At 42.9% G+C, this 15225-nt stretch carries 12 protein-coding genes; 5 read left to right on the top strand and 7 right to left on the bottom strand.

Annotation, left to right across the window (positions count from 1 at the left end):
- The first annotated feature begins 285 nt into the window (after positions 1-285).
- From HWQ67_RS03525 to HWQ67_RS03515, 3 genes are all read left to right on the top strand, one after another.
- Positions 286-918 carry a precorrin-2 dehydrogenase/sirohydrochlorin ferrochelatase family protein gene (locus HWQ67_RS03525; protein ID WP_218251265.1) on the top strand — a complete coding sequence of 211 codons (633 nt, stop codon included), beginning with the start codon at positions 286-288 and terminating at the stop codon, positions 916-918.
- 56 nt (positions 919-974) lie between these two features.
- Positions 975-1478, top strand: coding sequence for a hypothetical protein (locus HWQ67_RS03520; RefSeq protein WP_218251264.1), 504 nt, complete (start codon positions 975-977; stop codon positions 1476-1478).
- 125 nt (positions 1479-1603) lie between these two features.
- Complete coding sequence (locus HWQ67_RS03515) at positions 1604-2497, top strand: glycosyltransferase family 2 protein (protein ID WP_218251263.1); 894 nt, start codon at positions 1604-1606, stop codon at positions 2495-2497.
- A gap of 31 nt (positions 2498-2528) precedes the next feature.
- Here HWQ67_RS03515 and HWQ67_RS03510 read toward each other — a convergent pair whose 3' ends face one another.
- Positions 2529-2972, bottom strand: coding sequence for a hypothetical protein (locus HWQ67_RS03510; RefSeq protein ID WP_218251262.1), 444 nt, complete (start codon positions 2970-2972; stop codon positions 2529-2531).
- An 80-nt stretch (positions 2973-3052) separates the two neighbouring features.
- Positions 3053-3778 carry a pseudouridine synthase gene (locus HWQ67_RS03505; protein WP_218251261.1) on the bottom strand — a complete coding sequence of 242 codons (726 nt, stop codon included), beginning with the start codon at positions 3776-3778 and terminating at the stop codon, positions 3053-3055.
- A 308-nt stretch (positions 3779-4086) separates the two neighbouring features.
- Here HWQ67_RS03505 and HWQ67_RS03500 point away from each other — a divergent pair, with 308 nt between their 5' ends.
- Together HWQ67_RS03500 and HWQ67_RS03495 are read left to right on the top strand one after the other, a co-directional pair.
- Complete coding sequence (locus HWQ67_RS03500; RefSeq protein WP_218251260.1) at positions 4087-4653, top strand: hypothetical protein; 567 nt, start codon at positions 4087-4089, stop codon at positions 4651-4653.
- A 108-nt stretch (positions 4654-4761) separates the two neighbouring features.
- The gene (locus HWQ67_RS03495; protein WP_218251259.1) at positions 4762-6006 is read left to right on the top strand and encodes an HDOD domain-containing protein; all 1245 of its coding nucleotides are present in this window, start codon (positions 4762-4764) and stop codon (positions 6004-6006) included.
- 77 nt (positions 6007-6083) lie between these two features.
- Here the strand turns inward: HWQ67_RS03495 and HWQ67_RS03490 are convergent, their stop codons facing one another.
- The 5 genes from HWQ67_RS03490 to recD2 all read right to left on the bottom strand — a co-directional run.
- Positions 6084-8756: a hypothetical protein gene (locus tag HWQ67_RS03490; protein ID WP_218251258.1), complete on the bottom strand. Its 2673-nt coding sequence runs from the start codon at positions 8754-8756 to the stop codon at positions 6084-6086.
- Positions 8757-9112: 356 nt separating this feature from the next.
- On the bottom strand, positions 9113-10525 hold the full coding sequence (locus tag HWQ67_RS03485) for a B12-binding domain-containing radical SAM protein (protein ID WP_218251257.1): 1413 nt from the start codon (positions 10523-10525) through the stop codon (positions 9113-9115).
- Positions 10518-11267 carry a glycosyltransferase family 2 protein gene (locus HWQ67_RS03480; RefSeq protein ID WP_218251256.1) on the bottom strand — a complete coding sequence of 250 codons (750 nt, stop codon included), beginning with the start codon at positions 11265-11267 and terminating at the stop codon, positions 10518-10520. Before HWQ67_RS03480 ends, HWQ67_RS03485 begins: the two co-directional genes overlap by 8 nt.
- Positions 11264-12718: a B12-binding domain-containing radical SAM protein gene (locus HWQ67_RS03475; RefSeq protein WP_218251255.1), complete on the bottom strand. Its 1455-nt coding sequence runs from the start codon at positions 12716-12718 to the stop codon at positions 11264-11266. Before HWQ67_RS03475 ends, HWQ67_RS03480 begins: the two co-directional genes overlap by 4 nt.
- Positions 12719-13095: 377 nt before the next feature.
- The coding region (gene recD2 / locus HWQ67_RS03470; RefSeq protein WP_218251254.1) for an SF1B family DNA helicase RecD2 at positions 13096-15225 on the bottom strand (2130 nt) is incomplete at its 5' end.

Raw genomic sequence — 15225 nt, 5'->3', positions numbered from 1 at the left:
CCCTTCAGAACCCCCCGCAAGGGGAGGGGCGAGGCGCAATCTTGTCGCAGCGGGGGGTTGGCAACCCCTGGCTGAAAGTCGCACCCGCCCCGGCCACGAAGAAGTCCCCCTTTTATGCCGGGGGTCGCTGACCCCTTGACCCCGTAAAAATGCCATGTATCTTGTATTTAATCCAATCGAAACGTGCTATATAACTGTAAACCGCAATCCACCTCACTTGACAACCACTTCCCTGTCGTGTTTTAATACTTGGAAACATAAGCATTATGATAATTGAGTTAAAACATGCAGGGATTGACCTACTATCCGGTATTTCTTAACCTCGCCAACAAGGAGTGTCTCCTCGTAGGTGGTGGCAAGGTGGCAGAGCGAAAGGCCATAAAGCTCATCGAGGCGGGGGCTTCTCTGACTATCGTGGCTCCGGAGCTGACAGAAAAGTTAAACCGCCTAAAGACTGCCGGGAGGTTTACTCACCGGCAACGGACGTTTGTCAAGGATGACTTCGATGGCGTGTTTCTGGTCATAGCGGCCACCTCTGACAGGCAGGTTAATGAAGAGATCGCCGCACAGTTCAATGGCCTCATAAACGTCGTTGACAGTCCGCAGCGGTGCAGTTTTATCGTGCCATCGTCGGTGACCAGGGGCGAGCTGACCATAGCGGTATCCACCTCCGGGGCAAGCCCTGCCCTTGCAAGCACCATACGACATGAGCTTGAAGCGTTGTATCCGGAGGGTTTTGCCGATTACGTGTCGTTTCTGCGGACGTACAGGCAGAGGGTGCTCAACAGTAATGCCGATGTTGAACGGAAGAGCACCCTTATAAAAGAAGCAGCCGGCAAAGACTTCGTCGAGGCGGTGAGGGCCGGCAGGTTGGAGGAGGTAAAGGCAAGGCTGTCACAATGGCTGGTAAGCAGTTGAACGGTTTCAGATAAACAGTTGTCAGATAATAAGGATTCAAATCAGGAGGAAATAAAATGGAATCAAAACAAATCAGCAATAGCAAGTTCACGGTATGTATCTTTCTCTTGTCCCTCTGCATGGCCTGTTGCTATGACACTTTCACGGCAAACGCAGGGGAGGGGGCACCACCGGATAATGATGCCGTTGTTGTCGAACTTAAAAAAACCGTTGAAACAGACTTGAACACCACAATAAAGGCCCGGCAAGAGAAAAAGAAACAACGCTGTGTATCGATCTCCTACTGTGACTCCCTGTGGCAATCTTCCTATAATGAATACACCGGTGAGTTTAGCCATGATATACAAAAGACCACTGACCCCCTGCAACCCTACACTGCCGAGGTGAAGCTCCTCTTTTACAAGCACAGCGAGGTCGGGGCAGACGGACAGAATATCGAATATGAAAGCCTGACAGAGTGTGAGGCAAAAGTACCAAAGAGCTTCAGAAAGATATCAAGGCTGTCTTCGGAATATATCTTTTACACGTACAAGGACAATAAATGGGTGTTGAATGAATAACCGTATCCTCTTTATATTTCATGGTAGCAAAAAAAAAGGAGGGGGCGGCTCGCCCCCCCCTCAGCCCCCCCTGCAAGGGGAGGGGCGAGGCGCCCCAGCCACAAAGAAGTCCCCTTGACCCCTTATTGCCAAAGGTAGCCATCATACTGGTCAACTACAATGGCTATTTGGACACGATAGAGTGCCTCAGGTCGTTGACAACAACACAGTGCGGTGCAAGCAAGGTATTTATAGTAGACAACGGTTCAACAGACGGTTCAACGACTGAGATCGCACAATGGCTCCGGGACTGCGAGGCCGACTGGGCAGAACTGATCGTCCTACAAACCAATATGGGCTTTGGTGTTGCCAATAACGTGGGGATGGAGCGTGCCTTTGCTGACGATTATGACTATGCCCTGCTCCTGAACAACGACACGGTTGTGACGGAGGGCTTTCTTGCAACGATGCTTGCAACGTTTGAACACTTCAACGATGCCGGTATCGTTGGCGGATTGATCCGGAATTACTACAGGCAAGGCGATGTATGGTTCAGCGGCGGCTATATTGACTACATCAGGGGGGCATTCTACCATCTGCACAACACATGCAAGGGGATGCGGCAGGCTGGTTTCATCACCGGATGTCTTATGCTGATCCCACGGCAGGTCTATCGCAAGACAGGGGGGTTTGACGACAGGTACTTTCTGAACGTCGAGGATATAGACCTCTGTTGCAGGGTGCGGGATGCCGGTTACAGGCTTGTCGTAAACTGCGACTCAGTCATATATCACAAGATCAGCGCCTCAATAGGCGGCCTCTACAGTCAGCAGCACCAGTACTACTTTCACAGGAACAGGATGCTGTTTTTCAGCAAACGTCTCAGGGGGATGCGCAGGAGTGCGTTTTATGCCCTTCAGTTTTTTGTTGCCATACCCACCTGGCTGGTCATTGAACTACTCAAGGGCAATCTCAACGCCGTCAAAGGCGCCATCAGGGGGTACTACGACCTCCTCAGAGGACGCACAGGAAAATGGTGACAACGACTGATGGCAACTGCTTTTTCCCTACCTATGCCGTACTGAAGTATTTCTTCATCTCCTCCAGGATAAATATATTTTCCACCTCCACTGCCAGCGGACGCGTATAGTCCCCAATGTACTTTTGCAGGAACTCATCACCATCCTCGAGTCTGATCCGCCCTATTGCCCCAAGCTCAGGAGAGGAGGCCAGGTACTCGTTAATCTCATCTATGTCATAATAAGACGTTATCATGTCGGCAAACTGAACTAACAGTCGCTCACCTTCCAGGAAGATAGTCATACACTCGTCCTCGTCATCGATATCCCCCAGCATGTTATAGATTGCCACTAGCTTCCTGTACGACAGGACATCGCAGGAGACAAAATAAAACCGCTCACCTACAATGTAGCTTATAGCTACCTCATCACCCAACCGCTTACGGAAAGTCTCGGCTATCCTGAGCCATCTCTCCAGTATACTCTTATCATACATGATGACAACCCTTCTGTAGAGCCGGTTATGACCACACTTCAACCAGCACGGGGGATAATGTCCCCAGGGACCCCAGTCTGTTAAAACTCCCTTTTGGCAGAGGCAATCTCTGGCGGGGTAAGGTATTGCCACTGTCCTGGCCTCAACTCGCCTAACCTGATGCCGTTTATTGCCACGCGCTTGAGCTTGCTGACGGGGTGGTCAAGGCGTTGCAACATGCGTCGAATCTGCCTCTTTCTGCCTTCATATATGGTCATCTCTATCCAACTGTTTACGTCGGTCTTCCCGTGCAGGCGGCCAACCTTTGCCGGCAACGTCATGCCATCATCAAGCTTTATGCCTGCCCTGAGTCTTGCCAGATCGGCATCCTCCAGGACGCCCTTGACCTTTACGTGATACGTCTTGGGTACCCTCTGCCGCGGGTGCAGGAGTTTGTGGGCAAAATCGCCATCGTTTGTCAGCAGCAACAACCCCTCTGAGTTGTAATCCAGCCTCCCGATCGGGTATACGCGCCTGCCTATGCCCTTAATGAAGTGCCCTACCGTCACCCTTCCCTCGGGGTCCTCGAGGGTCGTCACCACTTCCACGGGTTTGTAGAATTTTACGTAGATACGCTGTTGCTCAATGGCCCTGGGATTGACTAACTTGCCATCTATCTTGATGTGGTCGTTGCAGACATCGGCCTTGGCGCCAAGTTCCGCCACAGCACCATTTATCGTAACCCTGCCCTCGACTATCAACTCCTCCGCCTTCCTTCGTGACATGATGCCTAGTGTCGATATGATCTTCTGAAGTCTTTCTTTCATAATAGTAGTGTAACATAAAGTTGACGGAAAAAAGGGTGGTATACTGATCGGATTCGAGTTTTTTTCGGGTATCAAAATTGCTTGCATACAAGAAAGAAAGGGGCGGTTTGTGGCAGGGGCGGGTGCGACCCGCTGCGGGCACAAAGAAGTCCCCTTGACGCGCCATTATTTTTCTTAGAGTTTTATGATGGGAACAAAAACAATCGCCAACGGCAATTGACTATATTGAAATAACATGCTAAAATAACATGATATAAAAGATACAGACTTAGTATCTTAAACGACACTCTTGAAGGAGTTTGATTTGTATGGAAAGTGCAGATGTAAGGAGTCTTTCTATGGCTTTGTTCAGAGTTGTCCCATTAACCGTAGCTCTGATGCTTTATTGCTCCGCTGCTGCGTTTGCTGAAGATAAACCAACCAAAAAAGAGACTATCGCCTTTGTTCAGGAAAGATGTGACAATATGAAGATTGCAAACAATGTAAGAAGCAGGGTCTACCTCGATGAAAAGGACGACTGCACCTTTATTGTGGAAATCACCAACCAGTTTGGCCAACTGCAAAGAAAATACGTAGTCCCTTTAAAAGAAATGGACCCTGCTATGGTTAAAAATGGTGTTGACCCAATACTCGTTATATACACAGATTTTGTAAATGTAGGCGTTCAACTCAACTCAAAAGAGGATAAGAAAGAAAAGAAAAAATCGGTAAAAGCAATACATGTCTCTTATCTGGACGACAAACAAGGCATTAAAAAAGAAGCCAATGAAGAAAGTGCGATTTTTATCTGTAACTCTGAAAATTCTGCCGAAAAGGTCGGCAAGGCCATGTCTCACCTGATAGAGCTGTGTGGTGGAAAGGCCGATCTGTTTTAGTAGACGTTACTGGTGATTTTGCATGTTGTATAATGACACCATTGTCCCTTGAGGCAATGGGCTTGAAAAAAACTCAACGATGATTACTTTAATACCGGAGATTATCATATGCTACTGATAGTGTCACACTCAATGACAATTATCAAGGCTATAGAGGGTTATATTAAACATAGCTTTCCTGATGTAGCCTTTGATATCGTTTATAACGATACGGACGCCATAAAAAAACTGGCAGAGAACAATACCTACGAACTCATAGTAAGCGATTGGGACTATGAATATGTCGATGGCCATAAGTTGCTTGTCCGGGCGAGACAGGACATAAAGATGTCAAATGTACCTTTCATTATCATTACCCAACGTCGTGACAGGGAAAGTATAATGGTCTGCCTCAATGCCTCCGTGACGGAATATATCATGAAACCGGTTGAAAATAACGTTATAGAACAAAAACTCAAACCATACCTTGAAAAACTAAAGAAAAGGACACCTGATGACCCAAAGGGTCAGCAAGTATCTATAACGAGCATGAAGATACCGCCCTGTCCTGAGATTGTCACCGAGCTGTACAGTGAATTGAAAAAACCAAAGCCATCTCTAACCAAGATGATAGAGCAGATCAAGAAGGATGTCTCCATTTCAGCCTTGTTGATCAAGCTGGCAAATTCCCCGGTGTATGCCTCCGGCAAGGTAGACAGTGTTGAACGGGCGCTGAATGTCCTGGGGCTGAATGCCTTTACCAATATGGTGTTATCCGTAGCCATGCAAAGTTCATTGAAGGATGCTGGTATTGTCAGTGAGAAGTTTTGGAAACATTCTGTTGCCTGTGCTACGGTGTGTGGCTACATTGCGAGTAAGCGAGCCCCTAAGTACGTTGACAGTGCTTACCTTGTAGGGTTATTTCATGACTGTGCAATCCCTCTGTTTCTGAAGAGATTTCCGGATTATGAGGCTATTTCCGATCATGCCATGTCCGGTGCCATTGAAGTGATTGAACATGAAGAGGAGAAGTATAATTCAAACCATGCAGACATAGGCAGCTTGATAGTAAAGACCTGGGGGATCGGAGATAAGTATTTCAAGGTAATAAGAAATCATCACTCCAGAGAGATAGACGTTCCACCAAGTGTTGCAAACTACGAAGAAATCAGGCAATTATGGGCAATCCTGATTCTGGCGGAACACATATGCCTCTCCTATGGTTATTCGGGCACGGCTCCTGTGCAGACCGACGATGACTTTGTAGAGACACACGAAAAAGTGCTGACAGACCTGCACATAGATGTCCTTGACGTCAAAGACTTTAAAGAGGATGCCTATAGTGTCCTGGAAAATATCTCTGATAATATTTAGGTCTGCTGACTGATGCAGAATTAAAAAGCCACCCCCCATGAGTAACCTCAAACTATAGTAAAGAATTGAGTGACCTATTAGTACAAAAGATCATCTCTGGTTTTCTTTTTGATAATATAAACATCCACGTCACTATCACTCTCTATTTTTGGCATGAGTTTATATCCATTACCTTTCATGGCATTTACAAACCATATTCTGTCTAAATTTATATAGTATTGCTGCTTGTTAATTTTTTGTTTGAACCAAATATCAAACTTATATTGAGTATAGTTAATACCGATCCTTCTTTTAAAATTGGCTGGTGTTTTTGGGATGATTTTTAGAAATAAAATAGTGTTATTGATTGAGCAGTTGTCATTGCAATCGTCAAACGCCTCAATATTTGAAATGGCAGGTATATAACCTAAGTCTATTTGATTTGTCATATGATGAATCCAATAATTTACATCGATATTATAGTTTGCTTTTTTCAGCTTTAAGATATGCAGATGTTCAAAAGATTTATAGAAAGAATAATTATTTATTATGTAAGCATATAATATCGGCACTCTGACTTGTGATGGAACGTTGTTAGTCATAGTTAACTCTCTCCAGTTTATCACTACGTATTCCGGTTTTTCTTGTTTTAACCACTCCACTGTTTTATTTTGCAAGTGAATTGGTGATGTGTCATAAAAAGTGGTTGTATATGGAGGTTTTTGTCTTGCTATTATATAAAAATAAGAGGAATCTCCCAAAACATAAAAATTTTTCGGTTTGTCATTATTTAAGAAGGCCAGAAACTCATTTTTATAACTGTATTTTTCAAATGCAGACGATGCGATATAGGAAGCCATAGTTTTATCTGACAGGTCATAATTTTTTGCTATATACTTTATAGATTTGAAAATGTTATTAATTCTTTCAATAACAAGCATATCCATGCTATTTCTAAGACTATAACTATTAATAAAAAGCGATATTATAAATAATATAAACAAGTGCCATATTATACGTTGTCTTATATTCCACTCAAAACTCCAAAGAGACACAGATATAAGTGCAGCGATAAAGGAATATTCATTAATCGCTGTACTTATACCAACTTTGGTAAAAAACTTCAGCAAGAACATTATTTCTAATATCCCCGTAGAGATCAAAACTTCTGACATCTTAAGTCGCAAGTCATTTTTTGCAGAAAAAGCACAATAAACTCCGAAAGTAATTATGAACACTGTAGTAAATATAAACTGACTGTCATATGTTAACTTAAAGGTGAAAATATCATTGCTATCCCACGGTACGGCTGCATAGGTTGTCATAGATGGAATGTCATATGTAATATATCGCAATAAACCTTCCAGCTGATCATGTGAAGCATACCATGGAATATAAAATAATAGTATTATTAAGAGTAGCGTTAACGCTGATGCAAATATAGTTTTCACATAAAAAATACGGTCATGCTTTTTTTTATACTTCACAAACAAATAGTATATAAACAGGTAGCAAATTGATGGTAATGAATACACCACTTGATCAACGCTAATGACTAATATCCAGGAAACAACTACACCAAATACGATAAACCTTGTATATTTCAAATTGTTTAGCCTGTTAATTGCCATAAAAAGCATTACTATCATAAACGCAGCTCCGTACCTTATCAGAACGACAAAACCTATATCGCTCAGTATCACTATGCCGACCATGAGGAGTATGGTTATTAGTTTATTTCGCTCTAAAATAATGTAGAAGGAAAGCAATAATACACCTAAAACAGCGTAGCAATTTACAAACAATAAGAACTTTGACCATGTAAATGGCTGTATAATATAGAATAAATTAAAGTAAGGGTACCAAAAATCTCTATATGGCAATAGACCCTGGATGTATGCATAAGTCCATAATATAAAATTGTTTACATCCCATTGGGGGACGTGTGTCCATTTGTCTGGTTGTTGAGTAAAATCCGGGAAAGTAAATATAAAAAGAACTAATAAGCAAACAATCAAAAATATTATAGAGAACTCAGAAGTTTTACTTCTCTCTTCATAATATGAAACAGAATGATTCGTTGAAAAAAATCTTCTCTGAATAAAACACCATACTATAGAAAGAGAAACAGAAAAAGCAATTAAAACATAAAACGAAAAGTTTCTTATCTTCTGTGGATAACCGACAAACGAGCTGGCTCCGACAGCATATCTTACTGATGGAGGTGCAAAATAATTTGAATTCATTATGAAGTTCATAATAATAGGTGAAATTAAGATTATTATAAAGATCATTAAAAAAGGGTGATATAACAGTATATCATTTTTGTTTTTAATACCTGATATGACTATTAATATTATGAATAACATTCCTGCAATGATATTATTTTTCAGGTTTGCATGAGGCGGGACGATATTACTTTCGTCGAATTGTTTAGAGTCAGCAAATATAATACGGCTACCATCCCACAAAACCGTTTGGGAGGTTGTTCCAACATAGTCGAAAAATAAGATGCCATCTTCTATTCTTAAGTTTTTGCTGCGAGAATTGTAAAAGTTTCTTTCTTTTATTTCGGTCGCATCGAAACATTTGTTCAGATACTTACTTTCAATACATATGTTTACTATTGACACAGTTCCGGTTTGAAATCCCGGGTCTAACTTAATGCGTTTTGTCCCACAAGGTATTATAGTCTTATAATTGGGAGTGGGATATTTACCTTTAATATAAACAGTTCCACATCCATTGGGGTTGAAACTATTGTCAAACAATGCGTTGACATCATGATTACTTAAGATGAATAACAAGCAGATAGAAATAAGAAAAAAAATATCCTTAATTGTAATATTTTGCAAAACAGACATAACTGTTTTGATACAATAACTAACAGTTTTAAACCTTACCACTATACTGATCGGATTCGAGTTTTTTCGGGTATCAAAATTGCCCGAATAGAAGAAAGAAAGGGGCGGCTCCGCCCCCCTTCAGAACCCCCTGCAAGGGGACCAGTCCCCTTGACCCCATTATCTCACACTCAATTATCATGCCTGAAAAAACCTGTGTCATTTCAGTATACTGTTTTTTTCCCTGGCTTCATACCTCATTAGCAGGTACTTAATCATAAAATCTAATTTCTGTGCAAAACATAGTTAGCAAACAGATAGGCACCTTTAATTGCAAGAATAGGTCTCTTTATCATTTTTAAATAAGAAAATATTACCTTTGGACGAAAGAAGAATTTTCTGAGCATTCTCTTTTGTTCAGCAATTAACTGCTCTCGTTTCATGCCGTATGGAATAAAAACAGGTGAGAACAAGTTCATTTTAGCCCACTCATTATCCAACTCACCATATTGATCTGCTATCCGTAAAGCTTTAGTTCCTGGTAAGGGAGTAAAAAAACTTAGTCTGAAATCATCCAAACCTAAATCGCAGGCAAACTTTATGGTTTCTTGCATGGTTTTTTGAGTTTCACCAAAATGGCCTAACATAAAATAGCCCACTGTTCTAATTCCAGCCTTTCTGCTGGCTTCAATAGCATATTGCACTTTTTCTATGGTGATATTTTTTTCAAGTCTATCCATTATTTCCTGGCTTCCTGTTTCTATGCCATATGATACTTGCCAACAACCAGCTTTTGCCATCAAACGGAGTAATTTATCATCAACCATATCGACACGAGCATTACATGACCACGTAAGAGATAACTTTTCTGTTATCATAAGATTAAGAAACTTGATTAGATTCTGCCTGTGCATAACGAAGTTATCATCAAAAATCATAAATTCCTTTATTTTATAGGTTTTCTTCAGATACTTGAGCATCTCTGTTATATACTCTGCAGAATGTGCCGATATGGTTTTGTGGCAACCACTATAGCAAAAGATACATTTACCACTACATCCTCTTGAAGTGAGCACCGGAGTTGCCGGTATACGATGTGTCGTAAAGAGGGGTGGGGTATAGACATGTGGAAATCCTTCCAAAACATCCCAGGCATAAAAAGGAAGTTTATCTAATGTTATTTTCTCTACCCTGTCGTCGGTTTTACGAAGTTGTCCATTTGCTCGTATTATGATACCCCTAACAGCGTTACTATTATTTTGCCTTGCCATATCAAGAAACTCAGGTAGCGAATAATCCGCCTCACCTATAAATCCTACGTCTATTTCCTGGAAGCGAATCATTGTTTCCTCTGGAACTGATGAGATGTGTGCACCGCCCAGAAGAATAAGCGCTTCAGGAACATTTTCCCTTATGAGTTTTGCGAGTTTACCGGCTTGCATGATATGGGGGGTCATTGCAGTTAAACCTACATATTTTGGATTAATTCTCAATAACCTTGTAACAACGTCTTTATAGCTTAGACCCAGTGCCGGAGAATCAATGATATGAGGTTCATATCCATTTTTGCGTACAATTGCAGCTAAAAGCAGAAGATTAAGAGGAGGTGAGACTGCACCTACTTTTGACAGGCCTCCATATATCTCATTCAAAGAAACTGGTGGCACTATGAAGGCTATTTTATTATAATCAAGCATTATGTCTTATTGTGTAGAGTCTTAAGATCATATGCAAAGTCTTTTTTATTGTTTCTTTTATTTTCATTTTGCTCTCTCCTTTTTTAAAATCATACCTGAGTACAATTGGAATCTCTACGGCGAGTATTCCTATGCTCCTCAATTTTATAAGTAATTCGGCCATACACGCAAACCCTCTTTCCTCAATGAGTTGTTCGCCAAATTTTTCATAGACCCCCTTCAAGCATGTCATACTGTAGCCACGATAACCACAAGTATAATCCTTCACACCCTCTATTGGGAATAAAACCCTCATTGTCAATGAGGCACACATGCTAAGAAACTGTCTGAAACGTGTAACTCCAACAACTCTGCTATTTCTGAGGTACCTGGATGCTATCACTACGTCAAAGCCGTCTTTGATCCTGTTTACCATGTGATATATATGTTCTGGATTATGTGTATTGTCAGAGTCAAAAACAATTACAATATCTTCTACATTATTCTCGGAAGATGTGATTACTTCTTTGATAAGAGCCAACATGGCAACTCCAAGACCCATATTCTGCTCTTTTCCTAAGATTTTCAAGGGAATCTTATATTCATTCTGTCTAAGGATATCAATTGTATTATCCGTACTACCGTCATTATAAACTATTATTTTATAAGAGAAACCTCTGTTTTTCATTCCCGTGGAAATACGATTGAGAAGGGTGCCTATGGAAGCACCTTCATTATAAGAAGGCAAAAGAATATAAATCATGGATTTGTTACCTGTTTTTCATTTGTAGTGTCTGTGAATCTTCTAAAATACGTCAAACCAAAGCTTATAAGGCGTAAAAATTCGGCTGGTTTGAGCGCACGTTTCAAGAATATCTTTATATACGCAGGGCGCAGGTAGAATGCACGATAAGCTCTTATGAGTATTTCATCAAGTTCGTCTCTCTTCACACCGGGAATTTCAACAACAAAATGATTTCCTCCACACATATAATTATCCCAGTTGGTATCAACTATTAAGCTTCTATCATTAGCCATATCGAAGAATTCTGTTCCGGGGTATGGCGTTGCCGGATAGAACTCGATATAATCAGGATTTATCTCCATTGCAAAGTTCAATGTTTCTTTTATTGTCTCTCGTGTCTCTCCAGGAAGCCCTATCAGAAAATAGACAAGAGAGTTGATGCCGACTTTTCTCAAAAGATTTACGGTATTTTTAATATATTCAGGCGTAGTACCTTTTTTTATCTTTTGAAGAATACCTGAGTTACCACTCTCTCCTCCAATGGAGAGCATAAAACATCCCGACTCTTTCATGCAGCGGAACATTTCCTCATCATGCTTGTCCACTCGTGTATTTGTCCACCATGTTATTTTAATTTTACGATTTATAATTGCCCTGCAAAGCTTTTTGACATACTCAGGAGATGCTGTAAAATCATCGGCATAAAACCATATATGTCGTATTCCAAGTTTAGCAACTACATAATTTTCAATTTCATCTATAACGCTCTCAACTGACCGATAACGCACTTGTTTACCATAGAAGATATGTCCGACACAAAAAATACACTTATGAACGCAACCTCGCGATGTATTAACCATAACATAAGGTTTATTGAAAATTGGATGTATGTAATTATATTTATTGAAATGCTCCCACGCAGGAAAACCTAATGAATCCAAATCCTGATTATATTCTCTGTCCTCTGAGATGACAATACTCTCGTTGATTCTCATTGTACACCCTTTGATTCCTCCAAAAAGTTGTTTGTTTTGAAGTGCGCAGGCAAGGTGTTTAGCACTAATTTCAGGTTCGTTTCTAATTATACAATCAATAAAATGATAACGTTCCATTATCTTCTCATGGAGAACTGTAACGTGTGTCCCAAAAATAGCAACAAAGCAATCTTTATAACGTTTCTTGTACTCTTCTACAAATACCATATCACTATTAATTGAAGGCGTTGTTGTGTTTATAATTGCTAACTGAGGCTGGAATTTATCCATTTTCGAAAATATGCTCTCTTTGCTCAGATTTGATGCAATGCAATCATAAACATTTAAAGTGTGTCCTTCGTTAGTAAGCACTGATGCCAGATACGCCATAGTCATTTGAGGAATGGATGATTTTCTCATGCTTTGAGGGCTTTGGCAACGACCTTCTCGAATTATTGGTATATGACAAGGCGGATTAAGCAATAAAACTCTCATGACTGCCTTATAACTACCCGGACGGAATGTTTTATACAAAAACACATAAACATAATACTATTGGTAGCACTCCATTAAAAAAAACATCATATCTCTTTTATTCAATAACTATACCCTAAAGTGGCCCCCTTTGTCAAGACCACTTTTTAGTGAACCTATAACTCATGTTACGCATAGAAGCAAAAAAAGGTTTAGAGGTTTAAATAACTGCGAGAAATATGTACTATGGATGAAGATAAATGGGGTCAAGGGGGCTGGCCCCCTTGCAGGGGGTTCTGAAGGGGGGCGGAGCCGCCCCTTTCTTTTTTTTGTATCATATGCAATCGAAACACGCTATAATTAAGGTATACCACTCTAAGATGGGTGTTTCTACAGATTTAAGGAAAATCTGTCAACAGCAATCTATTTTTCAAGTATGTGTACCGCCTCTTTGTTTTGTTGTTTTGTACGGCGATGGTAATGGCGCGTTTGCTGCCAACCAGGACTACAAGGCGTCGTGCCCTGGTTATGGCGGTATAGAGCAGATTGCGCTGAAGCATTATAAACTGTTGCGTGTGTATGGGTATCACCACGGCTGGATATTCGCTGCCCTGGGCCTTGTGGATTGAGATGGCGTAGGCCAGGACTATTTCATCGAGGTCTATGAACTCAAAGGCCACGCCCCTGCCGTCAAACTGCACGATGAGTTCGTGGTCTACGGCGTTGATTCGTTGTATGACGCCTATGTCGCCGTTGTAGACGTCCTTGTCGTAGTTGTTGACGGTCTGCATGACCTTGTCGCCGACCTTAAACACCCTGCCTCCGCGTATAAGTTCTGTGGCTGATGGGTTGAGTGTCTGTTGCAGTTGTGCGTTGAGCGCTGTGGCGCCCAGTGTGCCCTTGTGCATGGCAGTGAGTACTTGGATATCGTTCATGGGGTCGAGTCTGTACCTCTGAGGGATTGTGTCCTTGCACAGTTGCACTACGTGTTTGAGTATTGCCTCGGGGTCTTCGGCTTCGATGAAACAGAAGTCCTGCTGATGGGTCAGATTGCCGCTGAGGGATGGCATTTCGCCGACGTTTACGCGATGGGCGTTTACGACGATCCGGCTCTGTTGCGATTGCCTGAATATCTCCTTGAGCCTGACGCTTGGGACCGTCCCGGCACCGATGATGTCAGCCAGGACATTGCCAGGCCCCACGGATGGCAGTTGGTCCGTGTCGCCAACGATTATCAGGGTTGCACGTCTTGGTACCGCCTTCAGGAAGTGGTACATCAGTACCGTGTCGATCATGGATGCCTCATCAACAACAACAAGGTCGGCGTCAAGGGGGGCCTGCTCATTGCGCTTGAACGTCCCGCTCTTGGGGCTGAATTCCAGCAACCGGTGAAGCGTCCTGGCATCGCAACCGGTAGACTCCTGCATACGCTTTGCAGCCCTGCCGGTGGGGGCGGTCAGGAGCACTCGATGGTGCAGTTGTTGGTAGAGCTTTATGATGGCGTTGATAATGGTGGTCTTGCCGGTGCCGGGACCGCCGGTTATGACGAGCACCTTGTGGGCAATGGCGGCCTTGACTGCCGCTACCTGGTTATCGGCCAGACCGATGGCAAGCTCGCTTTGAACCCACGCTATGGCCTTGTCAACCGAAAAGGCCCTCAGATGCTTGGCTACCTGCATTAGTCCCAGAAGGGCGGCGGCAATCCCGCACTCTGATACGTGATACCTGGCCAGATACACCCCCCGGTGACTGTCAACGGGGTCTGCGGCGGCTAAACTCTCGACGATCAACTTGTTGTCGCCGACCAGGGCGTCAAAAGGCTCCAGGAGTGTTTCGCCTTCGACCTCCAGGACATTGCCGCAGTGGGCCATCAACGGCTCGTAGGGGTAGTACACGTGGCCATCGTTTGAGAGTTCGTACAGGACATAGAGAATGCCGGCAACGGCACGAAGTTTGGAGTCCTTGCTGAAGCCCAGTTTTTGTGCTATCCTGTCTGCCGTGATGAAGCCGATGCCGTGTATGTCGGTTGCCAGTTGGTAGGGATTGTCCTTGACACGTTTAATGGCGCTGCCTCCGTACTGTTTGAATATCTTTGTTGCATAGGTTGCGCTTACCCCGTGGCCCTGCAGAAACATCATGATCTCTCTGATATCCCTCTGCTGTGTCCAGGCAGAGCGAATCTTTTCCAGGCGTTTATCACCGATGCCCTCAACCTCTTTCAGGCGCTCTGCGTGTGTGTCGATGACGTTGAGCGTTTCGTCGTCAAACCGATCAACCAGCCTCTTGGCCAGCACCGGACCAATACCCTTGATCAACCCAGACCCCAGGTAGCGCTTTATCCCCTCAGTTGTGGCCGGAGTGATAGACTGGTAGGAGTTGACCTTAAACTGCATCCCGTACTTCTTGTGGTTAACCCACGCCCCCTTTAAGCGCAGCTCCTCTCCGGCGTTAACCCCAGGAAGCGCCCCGGAGATGGTGACAACGTCATGACGGCCCGGCACCGTGAACCGTGCTATGGTGAACCCGTT

The sequence above is a fragment of the Candidatus Magnetobacterium casense genome (genome assembly GCF_019173545.1).
In the GTDB taxonomy this organism is placed as follows: domain Bacteria; phylum Nitrospirota; class Thermodesulfovibrionia; order Thermodesulfovibrionales; family Magnetobacteriaceae; genus Magnetobacterium; species Magnetobacterium cryptolimnobacter.
Note: the sequence above shows the minus strand (reverse complement) of the source record. Positions and strands in the feature narration are given on the sequence as shown.